Origin of the sequence: Cyclobacterium jeungdonense (assembly GCF_010994275.1) — a bacterium.
In the GTDB taxonomy this organism is placed as follows: Bacteria; Bacteroidota; Bacteroidia; order Cytophagales; family Cyclobacteriaceae; genus Cyclobacterium; species Cyclobacterium jeungdonense.
In genome coordinates this window covers 245,544-266,593 of the sequence record NZ_WMCD01000006.1, presented here as the reverse complement: position 1 = coordinate 266,593, position 21,050 = coordinate 245,544, and the positions used below count along the sequence as shown (strand labels likewise).

The 21,050-nt window shown below is 42.5% G+C and carries 19 protein-coding genes; 3 read left to right on the top strand and 16 right to left on the bottom strand.

The window, feature by feature from the left end; translation table 11 throughout:
* Positions 1–16: 16 nt before the first annotated feature.
* On the top strand, positions 17–469 hold the full coding sequence (locus GKS34_RS14150; protein ID WP_163385493.1) for an SRPBCC family protein: 453 nt from the start codon (positions 17–19) through the stop codon (positions 467–469).
* An 18-nt stretch (positions 470–487) separates the two neighbouring features.
* On the opposite strand, the gene GKS34_RS14145 is transcribed toward GKS34_RS14150, so the two are convergent.
* A complete protein-coding gene (locus tag GKS34_RS14145) occupies positions 488–961 on the bottom strand; it encodes a Fur family transcriptional regulator (protein WP_163385492.1) in 474 nt (157 codons plus the stop codon).
* Positions 962–1,166: 205 nt separating this feature from the next.
* Here GKS34_RS14145 and GKS34_RS14140 point away from each other — a divergent pair, with 205 nt between their 5' ends.
* Both GKS34_RS14140 and GKS34_RS14135 read left to right on the top strand, forming a co-directional pair.
* Positions 1,167–2,426, top strand: coding sequence for an aspartyl protease family protein (locus tag GKS34_RS14140; protein WP_240459305.1), 1,260 nt, complete (start codon positions 1,167–1,169; stop codon positions 2,424–2,426).
* Between the two features lie 140 nt (positions 2,427–2,566).
* Complete coding sequence (locus GKS34_RS14135; protein ID WP_163385490.1) at positions 2,567–5,641, top strand: ATP-binding protein; 3,075 nt, start codon at positions 2,567–2,569, stop codon at positions 5,639–5,641.
* On the opposite strand, the gene nagB is transcribed toward GKS34_RS14135, so the two are convergent.
* The 15 genes from nagB to GKS34_RS14060 form a co-directional block, all read right to left on the bottom strand.
* A complete protein-coding gene (nagB, locus tag GKS34_RS14130; RefSeq protein ID WP_163385488.1) occupies positions 5,601–6,323 on the bottom strand; it encodes a glucosamine-6-phosphate deaminase in 723 nt (240 codons plus the stop codon). The genes GKS34_RS14135 and nagB overlap by 41 nt on opposite strands.
* Before the next feature lie 96 nt (positions 6,324–6,419).
* Positions 6,420–7,022 carry a trimeric intracellular cation channel family protein gene (locus tag GKS34_RS14125; protein ID WP_163385627.1) on the bottom strand — a complete coding sequence of 201 codons (603 nt, stop codon included), beginning with the start codon at positions 7,020–7,022 and terminating at the stop codon, positions 6,420–6,422.
* Between the two features lie 35 nt (positions 7,023–7,057).
* Positions 7,058–7,675, bottom strand: coding sequence for a class I SAM-dependent methyltransferase (locus GKS34_RS14120; RefSeq protein ID WP_163385486.1), 618 nt, complete (start codon positions 7,673–7,675; stop codon positions 7,058–7,060).
* A gap of 29 nt (positions 7,676–7,704) precedes the next feature.
* Positions 7,705–8,856, bottom strand: coding sequence for a BamA/TamA family outer membrane protein (locus GKS34_RS14115; RefSeq protein WP_163385484.1), 1,152 nt, complete (start codon positions 8,854–8,856; stop codon positions 7,705–7,707).
* A gap of 27 nt (positions 8,857–8,883) precedes the next feature.
* Positions 8,884–11,286, bottom strand: coding sequence for a TonB-dependent receptor (locus GKS34_RS14110; RefSeq protein ID WP_163385482.1), 2,403 nt, complete (start codon positions 11,284–11,286; stop codon positions 8,884–8,886).
* Positions 11,287–11,352: 66 nt separating this feature from the next.
* Positions 11,353–12,066, bottom strand: a complete 714-nt coding sequence (locus tag GKS34_RS14105; RefSeq protein WP_163385481.1) for a fatty acid desaturase — start codon at positions 12,064–12,066, stop codon at positions 11,353–11,355.
* Positions 12,067–12,097: 31 nt separating this feature from the next.
* Positions 12,098–12,943: a 4-hydroxy-3-methylbut-2-enyl diphosphate reductase gene (locus GKS34_RS14100; RefSeq protein ID WP_163385480.1), complete on the bottom strand. Its 846-nt coding sequence runs from the start codon at positions 12,941–12,943 to the stop codon at positions 12,098–12,100.
* Between the two features lie 15 nt (positions 12,944–12,958).
* Positions 12,959–13,660: a lycopene cyclase domain-containing protein gene (locus GKS34_RS14095; protein WP_163385479.1), complete on the bottom strand. Its 702-nt coding sequence runs from the start codon at positions 13,658–13,660 to the stop codon at positions 12,959–12,961.
* Entirely contained in the window at positions 13,660–14,505 is an 846-nt protein-coding gene (locus GKS34_RS14090) for a phytoene/squalene synthase family protein (protein WP_163385478.1), read from the bottom strand. Before GKS34_RS14090 ends, GKS34_RS14095 begins: the two co-directional genes overlap by 1 nt.
* Before the next feature lie 25 nt (positions 14,506–14,530).
* Positions 14,531–16,012, bottom strand: a complete 1,482-nt coding sequence (crtID, locus tag GKS34_RS14085) for a bifunctional phytoene desaturase/3,4-desaturase (RefSeq protein WP_163385477.1) — start codon at positions 16,010–16,012, stop codon at positions 14,531–14,533.
* A gap of 3 nt (positions 16,013–16,015) precedes the next feature.
* Complete coding sequence (locus GKS34_RS14080; RefSeq protein ID WP_163385476.1) at positions 16,016–16,528, bottom strand: RNA polymerase sigma factor; 513 nt, start codon at positions 16,526–16,528, stop codon at positions 16,016–16,018.
* Positions 16,529–16,747: 219 nt separating this feature from the next.
* Complete coding sequence (locus GKS34_RS14075; protein ID WP_163385475.1) at positions 16,748–17,824, bottom strand: dipeptidase; 1,077 nt, start codon at positions 17,822–17,824, stop codon at positions 16,748–16,750.
* A gap of 20 nt (positions 17,825–17,844) precedes the next feature.
* A complete protein-coding gene (locus GKS34_RS14070; RefSeq protein WP_163385474.1) occupies positions 17,845–18,957 on the bottom strand; it encodes a D-TA family PLP-dependent enzyme in 1,113 nt (370 codons plus the stop codon).
* 4 nt (positions 18,958–18,961) lie between these two features.
* Positions 18,962–19,426: a RidA family protein gene (locus GKS34_RS14065; protein ID WP_205602077.1), complete on the bottom strand. Its 465-nt coding sequence runs from the start codon at positions 19,424–19,426 to the stop codon at positions 18,962–18,964.
* 22 nt (positions 19,427–19,448) lie between these two features.
* The gene (locus GKS34_RS14060) at positions 19,449–20,768 is read right to left on the bottom strand and encodes a gluconate:H+ symporter (RefSeq protein WP_163385625.1); all 1,320 of its coding nucleotides are present in this window, start codon (positions 20,766–20,768) and stop codon (positions 19,449–19,451) included.
* Positions 20,769–21,050: the final 282 nt, after the last annotated feature.

Here is a 21,050-nt window from a genome sequence, read left to right as displayed (position 1 = left end):
AGCGCCGATTTTATTAATGAAAATCAACCTTAGTACCAGGGTAAGCCAACCCTTTCTAAAAGTAAAAGAAGGGTTCACGGAGGATTTATTTGAATCCCTGAACCCGCCTTTTCCTCCGGTGAAGTTGCTTCGCTTTGATGGCTCATCTACTGGAGACATCGTCAGTCTGGAGTTAAATTTTATTTTTTTCAAACAAGTATGGACGAGTGAGATTACCGAAGATCAAACGGATGAAAAGGAGTTTTACTTTGTAGATGAAGGAAAAGAACTACCTTTTTTTCTCCGTTCCTGGAGGCACAAACACCGCGTGGTAAGGCAGGGTGTTTCTCAATCCTTAATCATCGATGAAATTAACTACCGGGCTCCAAATAGGTTATTGGGGCTGTTGTTATTCCCCGTATTGTACGCTCAGTTTGCCATGCGCAAACCTGTTTATAAAAAGTATTTTAGACATGATAGTCCAATTTAGATCGGAAAAAAGATGTTCTTACAATACGACATGTAAGTTTTCGCATTCGGGAATCTTACAATCCCCATACAGCACCAGGGAATGACTGGTAATGTGGGATGAAAATTCCTTTCCCATGGCGTCCTTTATTAAATTAATCCGCTGATCCGAAAATTCCTTAATCTTTCTGCATTGATTACAGACGTAATGGTCATGATGCTTGTAGGTAAGTGCTTGTTCGTACAGGGCAACCTTGTCCTTAAATTGATGCTTCACTGCCAGACCACATTCTACCAATAGGTCCAGGGTGTTGTATATGGTAGCCCTGCTAATGGAATACCCACTGTTTCTCATTTTTAAAAATAAACCTTCCACATCTATGTGTTCATCCTGGGGCAAGGCATAAAGCTCATCGATTACGGAGAAGCGTTCAGGGGTTTTACGGCTCCCTTGTCGGATGAGGTAATTTTCGAAAATTTTCTTTGCTTTTTCAATTATTGACTTTTCGGCCATGACTCTAGAATTCTAAAGATTAAAGATGAGTTATTTTTTAGATTTATCAAACCTGTTAACTTTCCAATCCTCATTATCCATAGTTATTTTCAATCCTTCTAAATAAGAGATCGGTAAATTCAAACAACATCAAAGAATAGCCGTTAATGACTGAGTACTAAAATTAATTTTCTATATTAAAACAATAAACACGAACCCAGCATCTATGCACCTTGGTATCAAACCGTTTATCTTTTTTTTTCTTTCGTTTTTCATTGCTTTCTCCCTGCAAAGCCAGGTTCCCGGCTTTTACATGAAAAAAGAAAAGAGAAAAGTGAACCTGCCATTTATTGATTCCAATAGCCTCATCATCATGCCCATATCGATCAACGGAGGGCCTGAGGTGAATTTTTTGTTCGATACAGGAGTGAAATCCAATATTTTTTTCAGCAAAACCCTGGCTGATGAATTGGACATGCAATATACCCGAAAATTAAACCTGGTAGGAGCCGACGGAAAAACGGTATTGAGTGCCTCCGTCTCACCAAACAACCATTTTGATCTGGGACCCATCGAAGGGATATTTCAGGCAATATTGGTTTTAGACGAAGATTTTCTGGAATTGGAAAAGGTCATAGGTATTCCAGTTTTTGGAGTAATTGGTCATGAATTTTTTAAAAATAACCCCGTAAAAATTGATTATGACAATGGTATTATTAGTTTCTACAAAAGATCTGCGCTCAAATGGAGGCCTTTGGGCTTTCGAAAAACAGAAATTGAGATTTTGGGAAACAAGCCCTACATTCAAGCCACCATCCGCCAATCAAATGGACCGAACCTAAACTCAAAATTGCTGATTGACACAGGAGCCAATCATGGTTTGTTGCTTAATATGGAGACAAGCGATGAAATTGTTCTTCCTGAGGTCACGCTGGAAAGCGACCTGGGCCGTTCCCTTGGCGGAGATTTGTTTGGCTTTGTGGGCCGGGTAAAAAGAGTGGGTATAAACGGACTGAAATTCAGGAATGTCATCACTTCCTATCCGGAAGAAAACGAGTTTTCAGATGTAATCATCGATACGGGCCGAAATGGGAGTATCGGTTCAGATGTACTTAACCGGATGAAAATCATTATGGATTATCCCAGAAAAAGAATGCTCTTCAAAAAAGGAGCTCGATTCAGTAACGAGTTTAAATACGACATGAGTGGATTGATGGTTCGGGTATATTCAGCTGAAACCAAACGTTTTTATATCAGTCAGGTAAGGGAGGGGTCCCCTGCTCATCAACAAGGCGTTCAGGAATTCGACGAAATCATTTCAATAAATAAAATTCCTGCCCCCTTCTGGAAACTATCCGACATTACCGATCTGCTAAGGTCAAACGAAGGAAAGGTGATTTCACTCGAATTGCTTCGCAGAGATCCTGCTGATGAAAACGTCTCCACTTTACACAAAATCACCTTCTTACTGGAAAAACAATTATAGTTATTTAATCACGTAGGTGATTATATGAATTTCGTACAGTAAATTTTGACTAATATAAATTTATTGTGTATTTTTTGAAATTTAAGTTAAATTTAACTGATCTTTGCTTAAAGACTTTTGATATTCACTGAATGTGGTAAATGCCTGAGAAGAAATTCAATAACTTACTATTAACTTTTAAAAAATCAAGTGAAGGGGTTTTTGAGATTCTTTATGTATCCAAAAGCTTTTTTGGGATTTTTAATGAGCGGTCAAAATTTTACAGGACCGAATTTTTTGATGAAATTTTTCCTACGATTCAATCCCCGGTCTTCGAAAGACTGTTTGATTACCTGGGGAAAGCCGAAGTGTTGGAGGTGCCCTTTTTTTTGGGGCAAAATAAATTTACCTGGGTAAAAATTGAAGGCTTTACCATGGCTCAGGAAGAAAACAGTTACCTGGTCAACGCTATGATTGTACCCAACCGGCCTGCGGAAACCCAGTCTTCCTGGATAGTTCATCCGTTAACGCAAACGATCCTCACAGATATTTCCAATCCCTCGGGGTTTATTCCAAAGGATATGCAAGAATTCTGTCAGCACTTACACGATAAATATCGGTTTTCGGATACGGAAAAACTAAACGAGCTTTGTAAGGGGAATTTATCGGGACAGGTTTTAGATTTGGATGTGCTGAAAATGAACAGCCTTTCTTTAAAAAATGGATACCAGCTTTTGGCTATAAAGAAGCAACGCAACCGTCCGAAATTCCCAAATCTAATTGAAAATAAACCCAACTACATTCCTCATAGTTTTTTAGATATTTTGTATTTTGAGTACCTCAGGGAAGACAAGGAGATGATTTGGTCGGGGGCCATCACTGAGTTGCTGGGCTATGAAGAAAACCAGTTTAAAAACTATTCGATATGGGATTGGTTGGAAATGGTGCACCCCAACGATCGGGTCAAAGTCCGGGAACTGTTTTTTACCCCCAGGTATGAACTGGATTCTTACACCCTCACCTATCGGGTAAAAAACAACAAGGACACATACCTGCATCTAAAAAATAGCTTGAAAGTATTTTATGATATTCCCTCGAAAAGAACGGTACTGGTCGGTATTCTCCGGGATGTATCGGAAATAAACAAGGCCAAAAAGAACCTGCTGGAAAAAGAAGGTATTATCCAGAACCTTAACGAAAAAGAATTTATTCAAAAGACACTCAAAGAGGTCACCGAAATTTCCAATCAATTTAGCGGTAAAGCGCTATTTGATCAAATTGTCCTCTTGTTGTATAAAAAGCTGGGTTTCACCTATTGCATGATTGCCAATACAGACCCCGTCAATCACTCCTTAGAAATGGTTTCCCTGGCTATTTCTGGCACACTGACTTCAGGAATTTCTGAAAAGTGGCGGAAATTTCTTAATCACGATCTACCCACTCCCACCCAGGAAAGGAATTTTTTAATGCTTTCTTCCCAAGACGGAAATGCATTGGATCCGCATCCATTTCTTAAAAAACACCAAATTGCCTCATTGATACGTTTGGACTTGCTGGATAAAGAAAAAACTAAAATTGGCACGCTATGTTTTCTTCATCAGGAACCCCTCCAAAACCGCTCCTTATACCGGGAATTATTTCGGATCTTAGCTGACTGGATAGGAAAAGAACTGCACCGATTCCGTTTTGAATCCACCCTGCAGGAAACCAATTTTATGCACGATGCCATTCTGAACGGAACAGCCTATGCTATTTTTGCAGTCAATCACCAATTTGAAATTACCCTTATTAATAACAAAACCTTACCTGTTTTCAACCTCAAAAGAAAAGATAATCTGCTGGAAACAGTGTTGATAAATAACGGAATTAAACAAAATCTTCGGGAGGTTATTACTCAATTTTCCCACTCAAAAAAAAATACCGCCTACTTGTTACTTCCCAACGGAGCGGAAGATTTTAAAGAACTTAAAATTTCTTTTACGCGTATTCGCTACGGAAAAAGAAATCGGGTTTCCTACGTCGTATTTGTCGATGACATTACTGACCGGACCGTTTCCGAGAAAAGACTGATTGCATCCGAGCAATTGTATCGCAGCATCGCAGAAAACTTTCCCGGAGGTACTGTAGATGTGTTGGACAAGTCCTTTAATTATATTTTTACGGATGGTGAAGAATACCGGCTTGCAGGAAAGGACCCCAAATCCCTGGTAGGTACTTCCCATCTGGACCAGTATACGGGAGAAAACCTCGCCATCACCAGGAAAAACCTGAATAAAATACTGCAGGGTCAACGGGTTTCCTTTGAAACCGAAGCTCAACAGCAGCGGTTTCTTAAAAGCGGTGTCCCCCTTACAAATGATGCTGGAAACATTGATCGGATTTTATTGGTAAAGCAAAATATTACCAAGGCTAAAAAACTGGAATCCGAACGCGAAAAACTAATAAAGGACTTAAAATCACATAACGAAGAATTGCTGCGCTTTGCGTACATTGTATCCCATAATTTGAGGGCTCCCATTGTCAATATTTCCCTCCTGATAGACCTTTTTAATGAGGAAGATCCAGCAGACCCTGAAAACATAGAGGTCATGGAAAACTTAAAAATCTCTACCAACCTGCTCGATGCCACGCTTCAAGACTTGATAGAGGTGGTTTCTATTAAAAAACAAAAAATCCCAAAAGTAGAATTGATCGACTTCAAGTTACTGCTAAATAATGTGGAAAAAAGCCTGTTTAACCAATTGAAAGAGTCAGGAATAAAGATTCACAAGGATTTTACGGACCTGGAAGAAATGAATTATGTCCACGCCCACTTAGAAAATTTTTTTATGAATTTCATGACCAATGCGGTCAAATATAGACATCCGGATCGGTCGCCCGAAGTCTATATCCGCACCTATAAAGAAAAAGGCTATTGCATTATCCACTTTGAAGACAACGGCATCGGACTAGACCTAAAAAGATACGGGGACCGCATCTTTGGCCTTTACCAGCGGTTTCATAATCACGTGGAAGGCAAAGGACTAGGGCTCTACCTGGTAAGGGAACAGATCCGTGTTAATGATGGAAAAATCGAAATCGAAAGTGAAGTGGGAAGGGGCACCATTTTCAAAGTTTACCTTCGGAACCTGATGATGGGAAAAACCAAAAACAACCTTACTTCGCAGGAGCCCCTTCCCAGGGAATCTACTGAATCTAAAGCAGAGAGGCAGCTTCCTCGTCCAAATAGAGCGTGACATCCGGATGATTCTGAAGTATCGATGCAGGCATCGTTTCGGTGATAGGTCCATTCACTGCATCCCGAATCGGAGCTGCTTTTTTGCTTCCATATGCGAGAAGGACAATTTGCCGGGCATCCATAATGCTCTGAATTCCCATGGTGATAGCTTTGGTTGGGACCTCTTCCTTTCCCGAAAAGAATCGGGCGTTTGCTTCTATCGTTTCTTTCAATAGGCTAATTACATGGGTCCTTGAGTCGAAGGAGGTGCCGGGCTCGTTAAATCCTATATGCCCATTGGTACCCAGTCCAAGTAACTGCAGGTCAATACCTCCCTGCTCAAGGATCTCTTTTTCGTACCTTTCGCACTCCTTTTCCAGATCCCCCACACCTGTTGGTACATGGGTTTGGGCTATTGGGATATTAAGATGACGGAACAGATGGGCATTCATAAAGTAACGGTAACTCTGTGGATGACTGCCACTCAATCCCACGTATTCATCTAGATTGAAGGTATGGATTTTACTGTAATCCGTACCATTTCGTTGATGGTCACGGACCAGATTAGCGTAGGTTTCCAGCGGTGAACTTCCGGTGGATAAACCAAGTACACTTTGGGGATTAGCCTTTACCGCGGCAATAAACCTGTCAGCAACGGCTCGGTGTAAGGCTTCCCTGCTTTGAAAGATTTGAATTTGCATAAATTAAAAAGAATAGTTTATGGTGAGTTTTCTATTAGTTATACCTCAAATAGTTGTCAAAATACCATCTCTCAATCCAACCCTTGTAAAAACCTGCTACTTTAAGGTAGGCAAACTAAGTTTAAACCTAACCGCTACCAGACGTATCAGAATGATTAGTGAAATAGACACCAATAGATTGATATTGCGTCCCATTCCGTAATAATTCAGAACAAGGTAAACCACTGCTCCGGTGAGACAAGCTGAAGCATATACCTCCTTCCGGAACAATATGGGGATTTCATTGGTAAGGGTATCCCGGATCACTCCTCCCATGACAGCACTAAACATGCCCATGATAGCGGCTACTTCGGGTCGGAAACCGAGAGCAAGGGTCTTTTCAACGCCTAATATCGTAAAAAAGGCGATACCCAGGGTATCAAACAAAAATAAGGTTTTTCTCAATCTGGCTACCAGGGGAAAAAAAACAAAAGTGGTAATCAATCCTGCAAAGATGGCATACAAAAAATTAACATTACCAATCCAAACCAGGGGATAAGCTCCTAAAATAATATCCCGCAAACTGCCCCCTCCAATGGCTGTGATAAATCCAGTAAAACCCGCACCAAATAAATCGTGCTCCCTGTTTTGAACCGCCAATGCTCCCGATATGGCAAAGAAAAAGGTCCCTATCAATTCGAGGGCATACTGTAAATCCAATGGTATCATGCTCACGATCGTTACCTTCCTGATTACTACTCTTTTTGAAACAAATAAACACCCATTGCTCGCTTACCATGGACCACAACCGATTTTGCAGGTTCTAGAAGGGTCAGGGAGAATTTTTTTATCACTTCTTTCTTTAATTTTTCTGTAAAAACAAACCTTTCGGTGCCATCCGGTAGTTCTTGCCTTAGTTCTTCATTCTCGGATGCCAAAGGAAAACAACCTCCCGCATCCGTGCAGGTCCTTAGCCAAAAAATGCCTCCCTTTTTTAGCACCCGCATTTGCTCCTGTAACATGGCTTCAAAATGAGCTTTGTCGTTCGCGAAATGCATGACAGCACTACTGATCAATACATCAAAAGCCCCCGTATGGAAAGGAAGATCCTCTACCGGCGCCACTAAAAACCGCATGGAGTCAAAAGTCGGGTCCAGGGTTTTCGCTGTAATCCTGGCCATTTGAATAGCTACAGGGTTATTGTCCACTCCCAGGATTTGGTAGCCAGATCGGATAAAATAATGGGTGTTCCTGCCTTCTCCACACCCTGCATCCAGAATAAGCATCTCTTTATCGAAACGCTCTTTTAATAATTGGTCAAGCAAATAAATATCAATGTTGCCTAACAATTGGTTCAATGCTCTTATTTCCATTCGTTCAGATTTTAGAAACGCGCTGTTAGCTAGATCACCTCATTTAGTCCAAAATAAAAGGCCGGCTGATCCCCGTAGGCAAAATCAATCCTTAAATGCAGCCCTTCCTCGTTTAACCGATACCTGAAGCCCAAACCACCGGCCATGCGCAGGTTGCGATTCAGACCAAAGTCCGAAGATTTCCTTCCTACCTGTCCTGCACTACCAAAGGCAACCATTCTCAGATTCCGGTAAACCGGAAAACGCCATTCTGCCTGATATACCATGGCATGCCTGTCGCGGTACCGGCCTTCAAAATACCCACGCATCAAATCACTGCCCCCCATCATCGCTAAATGCTGAAACGGCACCTCTCCCTCCGAAAAGCTAAACCTTGCCTGTCCAACCAGTACCTGTTCTTTCCCAACAGACCAATATTTTCTAAAATCAAAGATCCATTGCGAAAAATCATAATTACTACCAAAAAGTGAATGAAACTTCATCCAGGATAGTTGGTGGTATACTCCCTTGGTGGGCTGGAAAATATTGTCTCTTCTATCAAAATTTACTGCCAATCCCAGACCGGACAAGCGTTGCCCATTACTGCCCGGAATATTCCTGGAATCCAACATCCCTCCGGGAATTTTTTGGTAAAGATCATCCACCCTAAACTCATACCGGGGACCGAGGTAAAGCCCCTTTGCGATTTTTTTCTCGTAATATAGATGAAAGAAAAAATACCTGCTGGCATAGGGTTCAGCTTCCACCACTTCATTTCCTATACCTGAAAATTCGAAAGGATAATCAGAAAACTCCATTCTTGCGTTCAGAAAGGACCTGTTCTCATCCATCCATAACTCCAACTCCCCTGTCAGAATTACCTGGTGGTTTAAGGTATACAAAAAGGTCAGTGGTAAGGATGATGGGCGCGTGGATTCAAATGCGCGGTCTTTGCCTGTCCGGAAAATTTTTAGTGCCCTACCTCCAATACCCAGACTTGTTTCTGGCGAGTAAGTCAAGGCTGGGATAAAAGTCCACGAATCCGTACTCAAAAGCTCTATGGTCCGGTCAGCTAAACCAAAAAGCTTCCCTGCAAAAGACTCGGATTTTCCTAAGTCAACAGTGCTATCCTGCTCCTGCGCAGGAGCAGGATAGCAGAGGAGAAATTGAAGGATTAGGAAAAAAGTAGTTCTTCGCTTCATTAAGCCCCGAAGATACTACATATTGGGTCAAAATTCTATTATAAGACCAACAGTTGGCAATACTGAGCCGGCAGGATTGGGAACTTCGCGAAGTAAATACCGGTTGGGGTCCTCCGGGTTCACGACCAATTCATTTTGGTCATTTCGCTGGGGAATCAGTTCTGGCTGCTGCTCCGCCTGGAAGTTGTAGGCATTTTGAATATCAAAATACCAATTAAGGTTCCACTTGTCAAAAAAGTATTTTTTATCTACGCGCAGATCCAATTGGTGAAAACTGTTAAGCCGCTGACCGTTGATCCGTGAGTAGTCAAAAATTCCCCGGTTAAACAAATCCCAATTGGACCGAAGGGAAGAGGCTTGAAAATCATAGGGCGTATAGGGCGTTCCTCCGAGAAATCGCCAGCGAGCTCCCACTTCCCAGTCTTTGGGCAATCGTTGCCCTGCAGTCAGGCTTACGATAAATCGATTATCCCAGGAGGAGGGAAGGTAATCTGTATTGGGGTTGGTAAACTCACTTCGTACTAAGGTAAGGGCCGCGATTCCATAAAACCCTTTGTAAAGGCGCTGTTGCGCCAACAATTCGAGACCATAAGCACGACCGTCCGCATCAGAATTTACTGGTTCGTTGCCAATCACCCCAAAATCTGCTCCCAAGTTGGCAAGGGCTATCCCGTTTCGGATGGAACTGGGATAATTTGCATATTTCTTATAAAACACCTCGGCGGAAAACTTTCGGTTTTTTTCCGGAAACTGCCATTCCAGACCGGAAATTAGGTGGGTGGCCCGGATAAAGCGGACATCATTATCCTGATTTACAAAGGTCCCCTCGTTGTTTTGGAATCCTAAAACAGTGTAGGGCGGTTTTTGGTAATAAATCCCCGCATTGGCATTCCAAAAAAGATTCTCTTTTAGCTGGTAACTCGCCGATATCCTGGGACTAAATTGATTCAAAGGGTTACTGGCAGTGGAGCCGAAATCACTTCCATCAAGTCGAACCCCAAGATTAACAAGCAATCGCTCATCGTAGAATTTCTTGCTCCCCATGGCAAAGCCCCCGTAACTGTGGAAAAGTGAAACAGAAGATATATTTAACTCCTGCCCATCCTGAACCAATACCTGCCGGTCAAAGTTTTCTATCAAGTACCTGCTGAATTCATAATTGACTCCGTACTGAAGGGTGTAACCATCCTTAAACAGGCTATTCTCTGCGCGGAATTTATTTTCGCTCTCCTGAGACAAGTAATCAAACAACAGGTTTTCCTCCTTGGACTCATCGTTTTGGGCATATTTATAAGAGCGATTATTCAACATGTTTCGGCTTAAAATGAAGGTCCAATACCCGTTATCTCGAAATCGTTTCAGTTTTACGCCTGTAGCGTAGTTCCATTGAGTAGAAATCGGGAGGTTGTCTAACAGATAAAGGCGGTTTTCCCTGTCTTCCGTGGTTTCCTCGTCTGGTACATCAAAATTCAGGGCAAATTGATCGATAGCACCCACACCCAGCACGGTCAACTCTGTTTTATCATTGATTTTGGTTTTTGTTTTGAAAGTGAAATCATTGAAAGTAGGCAGAAACGGAAGTCCTAGCAGCCGGAACAATCCTTGTAAATAAGATCTTCGAGCCGAAAATATATAAGTAGTTTTATCACCTAGGGGCCCTTCGTTAGAAAAGGTCAGTTCGCTGGCTCCTACCGTAACCTGAGAAAACATCTTGTCTCTTCGGCCGTCTTTTAACTGAAATTCAAAAAAAGAACTCAGGGCATTCATACGATTGGCCGGAAAACCACCACTGATTACATCTACATTTTTGATCAGGTTTACGTTCAATATCCCAACTGGGCCTCCTGATGAACCTTGTGTAGCAAAATGGTTGATAACGGGCACCTCGATTTCGTCAATAAAGAACTTATTCTCGTTAGGAGCTCCTCCCCTTATAATGATGTCGTTTCTAAAGCTGGCGGTGCTAGCCACTCCGGGAAGGGATTGAATCACCCTGCTGATATCTCGATTCCCTCCAGGATAACGTTCGATTTCATTCGAGTTAAGCTTTCTTGCCGATAATGGCGTCACCTCTGATCGGCTAAATTCGGAATCAACTACTACTTCCTCCAGGTTGGAAGCATCCTCTTCGAGTTCAAAGTCCAGCTGCAGGGGTCTTGCCAGAGTCACCTGAACTTCATAAAAAGTCTGGGACTTGAAGCCTACAAAGGATGCTTTCACATTATATAAGCCTGGTTCAAGGCCTGAAATCCGGTATTGTCCCCGCTCATCAGAAACAGCCCCCTGGTCAATCCCCTGTACAATTACATTGGCAAAAGGGATGGGTTCGTTGTTGACGGGGTTTACAATTTTTCCTTGAATTACTCCATCCTGAGCCATCGCCATCCGGAAAACGAAAAATAAAATGAACGCAACTGAGAAGTTCTTCATAGTCAACGGTAGTTTTAAAGAATAATCAAAATGAACAAGAAATGTTTGATTGTAAAGAATATTTTTTCAGGTACGAACATTTTTTGTCTTCCAAAGGCGCCACCAGGGAGTATTCGGTGAGTCATGGTGTTCGTAATGGTATCCAAAAAAGTAACAGGAAAGAAATGCCCAAATATGATTTGCGGGCATGGTACCGGAATGATGTCTGTTAGTATGATCTCCTCTATGTGGAAGATAGGTCCCAAAATAAAATAGTTGCAGGGTGGAAAGTATGGCAGGTAACATCCAGAATAAGACCAGATTGGGAACCGGAATCCAGATTTTCAACACATTAAAAGTAACTGCCATTAAAAGGAACTGCCAGATATTGACATAGCTGAACAAAAAACTCAGGTACCAGGGAAGAAACCGGTTGGAAGAGTGATAATCGGGATCTTTGTCCGTAGCAACGTATTGGTGATGTTTGTGATGGTTGGGAAAAAGTTTCCAATAAAAATTATAGGAAAACAAGATGGCGGCGACCCAGCCAATGGCATGGTTAAGCTTCCTGTTCGAAGAAACGACCCCATGCATGGCATCGTGGGCGGTTATAAAAAGCCCGGTGTACAAATGAGTTTGAACCAAAATACCCACATAAACAAGCGGATCGGAAAAATCAGCAGAATAACCCAACAAAAAAACCAATGAGAAAGCCCACAACAACATAATGGACGCTGCTATCAGAATACCTTTTGGGTCGATTTTCGCGGATAGGGGGTGGGCAGCTGGCGAATTATTCATGAAAAAGAAACAACTAAAAAATCGAAATCATTCAAAATTCCCTAATCCTGTCTCTTACTTTTTCCATTAACCACATGGGAGTGGAGGTGGCTCCACAGATCCCTACGGTTTGATTGTTGGCAAACCAGCTAAATTCTACTTCCTCCGGACTGGACACGAAATACGTATTGGGGTTTTTTTCCTTGCACACATTAAAAAGAACCTTACCATTGGATGATTTAGTACCACTAACAAATACAATGTGATCAAATTTGGAAGCAAATTCCCGGAGTTCTTTGTCCCTATTGGAAACCTGTCTGCAAATGGTATCGTTGGTATTTATGGTAATTCCATTGTCTTTAAGGATCTTATTAATTTCGTAAAACTTATCCGTACTTTTTGTCGTTTGGCTGTAAAGCGTGATGTTTTTCGGCAGGGAGGGAATATCCAATTCACTGATATCCTGAAATACTACCGCTTTGTTTCTCGTTTGTCCAAGCAAACCAATCACTTCGGCATGGCCGTGTTTTCCGTAGATGTAAATAGTTTCCTCTTTATCGTAAGAATTTTTGATCCTGTTTTGAAGCTTCAATACCACAGGACAACTGGCATCTACCAGGGTTAAGTTATTTTTTATAGCAAGCTCATAGGTAGAAGGAGGTTCTCCATGGGCTCGGATCAGGACTTTTTCGTTTTTCAGATTGTTAAGCGATTCATGATCGATAATGACGAGTCCTTTTTTAGTCAGTCTTTTTACCTCTTCATCATTGTGTACAATATCACCCAGACAATAAAGCCGGCCTTCATTGTCGAGGATCTCTTCTGCCATTTCAATAGCATACACTACCCCAAAACAAAACCCAGAATGTTGGTCAATATGTACATCCAAATTTAACATAGACTATAAACCATACTATTTTCTAATTGTTTTGCGTTTCAGGATTTTTTCATAAATACTGATATTCAAAAGCAATAACCCCATGGAATAAACGCTATCTTCTATAGGAACGGTTCCAATTCGAATCCCCAGGTTCTCTTCATTATTATATCCCACGATAGGTTCTTCTATCCAGGAGCCCGTTAAAACGCCGTTTACAATCATAAAGGGAATCAAGCTGACCAAATAACCCGCCAGAAAACGACCCAAGATCCTATCTTTAAATATAAGAAAATGGCCTAAAAGTAATAGCGACGTAAAAATAAAATTAAACGAGGTGTATAATTTATCCCAATGGTAAAGGCCTAGGAGAAACAAAACTGGAACCCCAAAAAACACAAAAGGCTTGCCCAGGGGCTTCAGCCAATCTTTCTCCATAAAGTAAATCAATACTTCATAAATAAATATGCAGGCAAAAGGTACGATAAAGAAAAACGATATTTCTTCCAGGGGAAGATCAAAAAGATACCAACCTAGAATATATCGTTCATTAAACCACCACACACCTTGCACTGTAAACCAATGGTCCCACAGGATATAGACAAATGCGGAAATTAGGGCTGCTGGCCATAGAGCATACCACTTTTTATAGTAATAAATCCTTGATTCGAAAGACTGTGCCAGCGGGTAGGAAATGGTGAAAAGCATAAGTCCCAGGTAATAGTATTCCTCTTTCATTAACCAAGTCCCGTTTTGTATCCAAAATAAGTCCTGGCAAGCAGTGCCATTTTTCGAATATTCGGTATGCGTATTCGTTGCCTCTTAATCACTTCAGGCGGTAAGCTTTTTATCTTATGAAAAAGTTTCTGATAATACAAATAGGCTATTTTTACGCCTAACATGGCTCCTTTGGGTAATTGATGAATACCGTCGAGTGCCTCACTGAAATCTTTTGCGATATCTGATTCTATCTCTGTTTTAACGGTATCATTGAATTTTTCAAAATCAACACCGGGAAAATAGACGCGTCCTCTGTCTTCAAAGTCACTCTTCAGGTCCCTTAAAAAATTAACTTTCTGAAAAGCTGAACCTAATTTGCATGCAGCTCCCTGTAATTTATTGTACTGCAAGTCATTTCCTTCGCAAAACACCTTAAGACACATCAAACCAACTACTTCAGCTGACCCGTAAATGTATTCCTTATACTTCGAGTCATTATAGGTAGTAAAGTCCAGATCCATCTCCATGCTGGCCAGAAAGGCATCGATCAGCTCTCTTTCGATCTGGTATTTATTTACCATTAATTGAAACGAATGAAGCACCGGATTCAGGCTGATTCCATCTGCTATGGCCTTATAGGTGTCTTCCCTGAATGAATCTAATAACGCCTGCTTGTCTTTGTCATGAAAGGTGTCTACAATCTCATCAGCATATCGAACAAATCCATAAATGGCATAAATAGGCAAGTGAAACTTTTTATCCAAGGTTTTGATGCCCAATGTAAATGAAGTACTATACCTTTGGGTTATTAGTTTGCTACATTCGAGTGCAGTCTCGTCAAAAAGCCGTTGGTGATCGATCATAACCTCCTCAATATATCTATTTTATTTAACTTGCTAGGGATTTAATTACTTCTTTCGCTACTACTTCCCCTGAAATCAAAGAGGGAGGTACACCTGGACCCGGAACAGTCAACTGACCCGTATAATATAAATTGGAAAGGTTTTTATTTTTCAGGGAAGGTTTCAGGATAGCCGTTTGCTTTAGGGTATTGGCCAGTCCATAGGCATTTCCCTTAAAGGCATGGTAGTCATTTTTAAAATCCTGGTGGGCATACGATTTTTTATAAATGATATGTGACCGTATTTCCTGGTGGGTTAATTTTTCCAATCGGTCCATCACCAGATTAAAATAGTATTCCCTGGTTTTCTCGGGGTCTTCCAGATCGGGAGCCAACGGTATTAAAATAAACAAGTTTTCCATTCCCTCTGGAGCCACCGTCGAATCAGTTTGTGAAGGCACCGAAACGTAGAACAATGGTTTTTCTGGCCAACTGGGATTTTTGTAAATAGCTTCTGCATGCGGGCCGAGAGGTTCGTCAAAAAAGAGGTTGTGATGGTGCAGATTTTGAAGCTTTTTGTCCACTCCCAGGTAAAAAAGCAAGGAAGATGGGGCAAGCGTCCGCTTATCCCAATAGGCATCGCTGTAATTGCTGTACGCCGGATCTAGTAAATTTTTGTCTACATGATGGTAATCTGCACCTGCCACCAGAATATCGAAAGTAATGGTCTCACCATTGCTCAAAACAAGGGATTCGGCTTTCCCACCTTGGGCATTAATCTTAACCACCTCAGCATTCGATCGAATTTCCACTCCTTTTTCCTCTGCCAGGCTTACCATTCCATCAATAATTTTATGCATTCCGCCCATAGGATACCAGGTACCCAAGGCAATATCTGCGTAATTCATCAAACTGTAAAGAGCAGGAATGTTTTGAGCGGTCTCCCCCAGGAACAAAACGGGAAATTCCATCAAGCGGATAATCTTATCATGGGTAAAGTACTTTCGGACATGGGAGGACATTGACTGAAAGATGTCCATTTTGAAAAGATCCTTCAATAAGGAAAGGTCGAAAAATTCGGTAACGGAAAGGCTTGGTCTGTGAACAAGATCATGAATTCCCTTTTGGTATTTGTATTCCGCCTGTTTCAAAAATTTATCCAGTTTTGCACTCGCACCAACCTCTAGTTTCTCCAGAGTTTGTTTGAATTTTTCCAAATCAGCCGGAACATCCATTACATCATGCTCTGCAAAAAAAACCGAATAGGAGGGGTCAAGACGAGTTAGTTCGTAGTAATCGCTAACCTGCTTTCCAAACTTTTCGAAATACCTATCAAACACATCCGGCATCCAATACCAACTTGGCCCCATATCAAAAACAAAACCCTCGGCCTCGAATTTTCTCGCCCTACCGCCGAGGGTGCTGTTTTTCTCCAGTAACAAAACGTTTTGGCCCTCTGCTGCCAGGTGTGTGGCTGTAGAAAGTCCGGCAAAGCCCGAACCAATAACTACAACTTTTTTATGAATCATCCTTTAGTTTTTGGTAATATAGACCTTAAGATCGTCTTTTAATAATTTACGGGCAATATGAATCCGGTTTTTGACCGTTCCAATGGGAATGTCCAGCTTTTCTGCAATCTCATGGTATTTAAACCCCTTGTAATGCATCATAAACGGCGTCTTATATACCGAATCCAGTTTATTAATTGCTTTTGTTATATCTTTCATTGCAAATTCTCCATACGCTCCGTTTTCAATAACCACGGAACCAGAGTTGATAAAATGCAAATTGTCCGACGTATCCACAAATGTTCCCCTCCTTACCATTCGCTGGTAGTTTGTAATGAAGGTGTTTTTCATAATGGTATATAACCAAGCTTTCAAATTGGTCCCGTCGGTAAATTTGTCTTTGTTAGTGAAGGCCTTCACCATGGTGTCTTGCATCAAATCGTTGGCATCATCCATGTCGCGCGTAAGTTTTAATGCAAAGGGCTTTAATGATTTACTTAACTTATTTAATGAATAGCTGAATTCAAGAGTTGTCATGGCTTTGTCTTTTTGTTTAAACAAACTTACTATTTGTTAAACAATAAAACAACTATTTTGTAGAGTTTTTTTAATTTTATTTTAAACAGAAATCTTGGCCTTGACTCTATTTACCCAAAAAACCCCATAAAATGAATTTTATGGGGTTTTTTGGGACTTCAGAAGTGAAGACTAAATCAATATATTTGTTTAATATTTTGATTTAATGTTAAACAAATATTAACTCCAGGCTTTCTGAAGGAACCGCAGCCAGTTTCCGTGCATGACTAATTCAATGTCAGAGGTGCTATAGCCACGCTTTTCAAGCATGGCCGGAATCCGGCCAATATCCGCAATGGTTTCCAGGTCATAAGGACTTTGTTCCCTTCCATAGGCTCCGTCCAGGTCGGTTCCAATACCAATATGCCTGGCATTCCCCGCAATCTGGCAGATATGATCCAAATGATCGATTATTTTTTCCAGGTCGCAGTCCATTTCACGGGGCTGGGACACTCCTTTAATCCATCCTGGAACCATCATCCAGGCGTCAAGGGCTCCTCCAATGACCGCTCCTCTATCAATTAAGGCTTTGATTTGTTCATCACTGTATTGCCGGTTGTGATTTACCAGTGCCCGGCAATTATTATGACTTGCCCAAACCGGACCATTAAAATGATCCAGGGCTTCCCAAAAACTTTCATCGCTAAGATGTGTGGCATCTAAAATAATGGATAAACGCTCCATTTCCCGAAGCAATTCCCTTCCTTCAGGCCCCAATGGGCCCGTAGCGTCTGTCCCCTGAGCATACCGACCGGGTCCATAATGTGCTGGACCTAATGCTCTCAACCCTTTCTCAAAAGCTTTCTCCAAATACCCCAGGTTAACAATAGAATCTGCCCCCTCCAGGGACAAAATATATCCGATGGGTTTTTTTCCAGCATCTGATCCATCATTCCACAATCTCAGGTGATCCTCCAAGGTTTTCAGGTTATTAATTTGCACCATTTCTCCTTTATCTTCCATGGCTCGGTACCATGCCAACTGCCCCTGCGTCTGCGCCCAGGCCTGCTCAGGGCTATGCCAGCCAGGCAAAGGGTTGCCCGGTGCCACGTAGCGAGCTATTTGGGTAGCTACCACCAATCCAATTTCCGCTTTTCTCAATGCAGGCAGAGATACGGTGGCCTTTCCACGATCCGGTTTATCACTCATTTGTAATTCCCGCTCCCTTGCGTTAATCTGCTCCACAGTAAGGGTAAGGTCTCTGTTCCACTCCAGAGCATTCATGCTCAAATCCAGGTGTGCGTCTATTGTAAACATGTACGTTGTTTCGTTAATTGTTAAAATTCGATCCTTCGATCCCGGGAAATGGTCTTCCATACCGCTACCTGCTCCCCATTTTCCACCACCACTGCTTCCTGATGTAAGGCTACCGTCGGACAAATATGGTAAGGGACTCCATATAAAACGTCTCCGATCCGATAGGAATGATCCGGGGAAGTTTGCAATACCAAATGCTCTTCGCTTTGGCTTATCGGCGTAAGATCCGTTGCATTTAAAAAACGAACTCTATTTTCGATGGGGTTTTCGGAAGCAATGGCCTTGTGACCCAGGTCTACACAAACCAGGTTTTCGGCCGGAAGGGATATCACCCGACTCATCACCAATGCAGCGCGCTGAAATTCCTGCTCAGGAAGCCCAAAACCATAGCCATCGTCCCAATAAATAAATGTCCCCGGCCCGCAGGTAACTCGCTCTCGGGCTGCATGAATCGGAAAGGTAGTCGTCCCTCCGGCAATGATTTCCAATGAATAGCCGTAGCTTTTTTCCAGTTCTTCCCGCATCAAGGCGATTGGAGCAAACCCTTCATCACACTCCGATTTCCGGATCTCAAATACTGGATTCCTCAAATGACCATCGTACAAATGAAATCCTCTTACCTGTAGATTTTTCTTCTGGACAAGAACTTCAAATAAACCCATGGCGGCAGGACCGGGAGCGATCCCCGTCCGATTTGTTCCTGCATTGAGATCTATGTAGACCGAAAGTTTACTACCTGCTTCCTTGGCCTTTAGATCCATCGCACCTGCTGCGGACTCATGATCTGTCAGGCAGTGGAACTTGATTTCCGGGTATTTCTGAATGAGGGATAGCAGCCGGTCGATTTTCGGACCCACCGGTTGATAGGCCAGCAGGATATCGTTAGCACCTGCCAAAACCAACATTTCTACCTCTGCGATGGTTGCCCCCTTAAATTTCTTTATCCCGGCATCCATCATCAGACGGCAGGCTTCAATGGACTTGTTTGTCTTCACATGGGGCCGCAATCGGTCTGGCGAACCTACCTCCTGAATGGCTCTTTCAATATTTTCCTTTGCCCGCTGCTTGTATACCAATAAAGCAGGACTATCGATTTTCTCAGGATCTCGCAACTCATACCACTTATCTGTCATACAATTACTGGTTTATTTCGAAAGTAGCTTCTATTTCTACGGAGATATTCCCTGGCAATGAACCGAAGCCCACCGCACTCCTGGAGCCAATTCCATTTTCCTTACCCCAGATTTCTCCAAAAAGCTCCGAACATCCATTGATCACGTAGGGGTGTTCTTCGAAATCCAAGCCGCAATTTACCATCCCCAGTACTTTGATCACACGTTTGATCTTGTTCAGACTCCCCAGCTGGCTTTGCAAGGTTGAAAGCATGGTCAAGCCTACCTGCCTGGCAGCGGCTTTTCCCTGGTCCTTGTCCAAATCAATCCCAACCTTACCCTTAATAAGGCTACCGTCTTCCAAAACCGGTCCGTGACCAGACAGAAACAACAGGTTTCCGGTGATAACAATAGGTCTGTAAACGCCTCCGGGAGGTGGCGCAGGAGGCAGCACCAATCCCAACTCTTTTAATTTTCCTTCTGCAGACATGTTTTCCATAGCTTTTTTCTTTTTATATAATCAGATCCAATATCAACACACCAACGAGGCCTAAAATGGCCACTACCGTTTCCATTAAGGTCCACGATAAAAAGGTCTGTTTAATACTTAAGTTAAAATATTCCTTTACCAACCAAAACCCTCCGTCATTGACATGTGAGAAGATAAGACTGCCGCTTCCAATGGCAAGTACCATCAGGTTAGGATCTCCACCACCACTTGCCACCAAGGGCGAAATGATCCCAGCCGCTGTCAACGCTGCTACGGTGGCAGACCCAACGGAAATTCGAATTACTGCGGCGATCAACCAACCAAGAATTAAGGAATTGACTGCTAATTGTTCCAAAGATGCTCCTATTTCAGCACTCACGCCACTGTCCATCAGCACCTCTTTATAGGCACCGGCTCCGGCAATGATAAGCAAAATCAGAGCAATATCTTTAACCGCCGAGCCGTATCCTTCCATTATCTGCGCCATTCGCTGCCCCCTGCTGATTCCCAGACTGTAGGTGGCCCAAATAAGCGAAACCAACATGACCACATTGGGATCACTGAAAAACTGTATCCATCCGTATCCAGGGCTTTCCGGCGAAAAATTCAAACTCACCAAAGACAGGACAATAAGTAAAAAAACAGGCAGCAAGGCGGTAAAAAGGCTGTTTACTAATCCTGGCAACTCCTCCACAGGCTTTGGTTTCGCACTGAAAACAGCCAGAGGCCTTACCTTCATGGACTTAAAATAAGGGAGCTTGCCATAGAGTGGCCCTGCCAAAATCACCATTGGTACTGCCAGTATCAGGCCGTAAATCAAGGTTGTCCCCATGTGGGCATCAAACTGAGCCACCAGTGCCACGGGGCCGGGATGTGGCGGTAATAATCCGTGAGTTACCGAGAGTGCCGCGAGCATGGGGATGCCTACCACCATTGCCGGGATGTTATATTGATAGGAAACCGAAAATACAAGAGGCACCAGTAACACAAATCCTACATTAAAAAACAAGGGAATCCCAACTATAAATGCAGTAAGCGCAACAGACCACTGCAATCGATGCTGACCAAAACTCTGTGTAAGGAACAGGGCGATTCGCTGCGCTGCCCCACTATCTGCCACCACCTTGCCCAGCATAGCCCCCAGCGAAATAACTATCAATAGGGCACCCATAAGACTCCCTATCCCTCTTTGAATGGACCCGGAAATGGTCTCCAAAGGAATTCCCAGACTCAGCCCTGCAGCCAGGGAAGTAAGAAGAAAGGCAATAAAAGGTTCTACCTTCATCCATACAATTAGCCCTACCAGCAACAATATGCTTAAACCGACAATTAAAAAGGTCATCATGGATTTGAAATGAATCCAAAAAATACAGCATATTCCTCTGAATGCCTATTCAGAGCTGATAAACTTGAAAAAATATTCACCAGGTTTATTGTTTGATATACTTCTTTTCCTTTTTCATTTTCCACTTGTACGAAAAGGATGTACGTGCCTTTTGGCAATTCCTTTAATCCTGCGGAAATGATACCCGCAAGGGACTGAAGCGCTCCTTGCGCAAAATAATACACGGTACCCGGATAGCGCTGATGGAATAACTACCGAATGCTTTGGCTGAATTGGGTA

Coding starts and splice junctions, on each gene's coding strand:
- GKS34_RS14065 (WP_205602077.1), bottom strand. CDS start 19,426: ATGTCTGCAGAAGGAAAATTAAAAGAGTTGGGATTGGTGCTGCCTCCT.
- GKS34_RS14075 (WP_163385475.1), bottom strand. CDS start 17,824: ATGTTTACAATAGACGCACACCTGGATTTGAGCATGAATGCTCTGGAG.
- crtID (WP_163385477.1), bottom strand. CDS start 16,012: ATGATTCATAAAAAAGTTGTAGTTATTGGTTCGGGCTTTGCCGGACTT.
- GKS34_RS14080 (WP_163385476.1), bottom strand. CDS start 16,528: ATGACAACTCTTGAATTCAGCTATTCATTAAATAAGTTAAGTAAATCA.
- GKS34_RS14140 (WP_240459305.1), top strand. CDS start 1,167: ATGCACCTTGGTATCAAACCGTTTATCTTTTTTTTTCTTTCGTTTTTC.
- GKS34_RS14150 (WP_163385493.1), top strand. CDS start 17: ATGAAAATCAACCTTAGTACCAGGGTAAGCCAACCCTTTCTAAAAGTA.
- GKS34_RS14105 (WP_163385481.1), bottom strand. CDS start 12,066: ATGAATAATTCGCCAGCTGCCCACCCCCTATCCGCGAAAATCGACCCA.
- GKS34_RS14135 (WP_163385490.1), top strand. CDS start 2,567: ATGCCTGAGAAGAAATTCAATAACTTACTATTAACTTTTAAAAAATCA.
- nagB (WP_163385488.1), bottom strand. CDS start 6,323: ATGCAAATTCAAATCTTTCAAAGCAGGGAAGCCTTACACCGAGCCGTT.
- GKS34_RS14070 (WP_163385474.1), bottom strand. CDS start 18,957: ATGACAGATAAGTGGTATGAGTTGCGAGATCCTGAGAAAATCGATAGT.
- GKS34_RS14095 (WP_163385479.1), bottom strand. CDS start 13,660: ATGAAAGAGGAATACTATTACCTGGGACTTATGCTTTTCACCATTTCC.
- GKS34_RS14120 (WP_163385486.1), bottom strand. CDS start 7,675: ATGGAAATAAGAGCATTGAACCAATTGTTAGGCAACATTGATATTTAT.
- GKS34_RS14100 (WP_163385480.1), bottom strand. CDS start 12,943: ATGTTAAATTTGGATGTACATATTGACCAACATTCTGGGTTTTGTTTT.
- GKS34_RS14115 (WP_163385484.1), bottom strand. CDS start 8,856: ATGAAGCGAAGAACTACTTTTTTCCTAATCCTTCAATTTCTCCTCTGC.
- GKS34_RS14090 (WP_163385478.1), bottom strand. CDS start 14,505: ATGATCGATCACCAACGGCTTTTTGACGAGACTGCACTCGAATGTAGC.
- GKS34_RS14145 (WP_163385492.1), bottom strand. CDS start 961: ATGGCCGAAAAGTCAATAATTGAAAAAGCAAAGAAAATTTTCGAAAAT.
- GKS34_RS14060 (WP_163385625.1), bottom strand. CDS start 20,768: ATGACCTTTTTAATTGTCGGTTTAAGCATATTGTTGCTGGTAGGGCTA.
- GKS34_RS14110 (WP_163385482.1), bottom strand. CDS start 11,286: ATGAAGAACTTCTCAGTTGCGTTCATTTTATTTTTCGTTTTCCGGATG.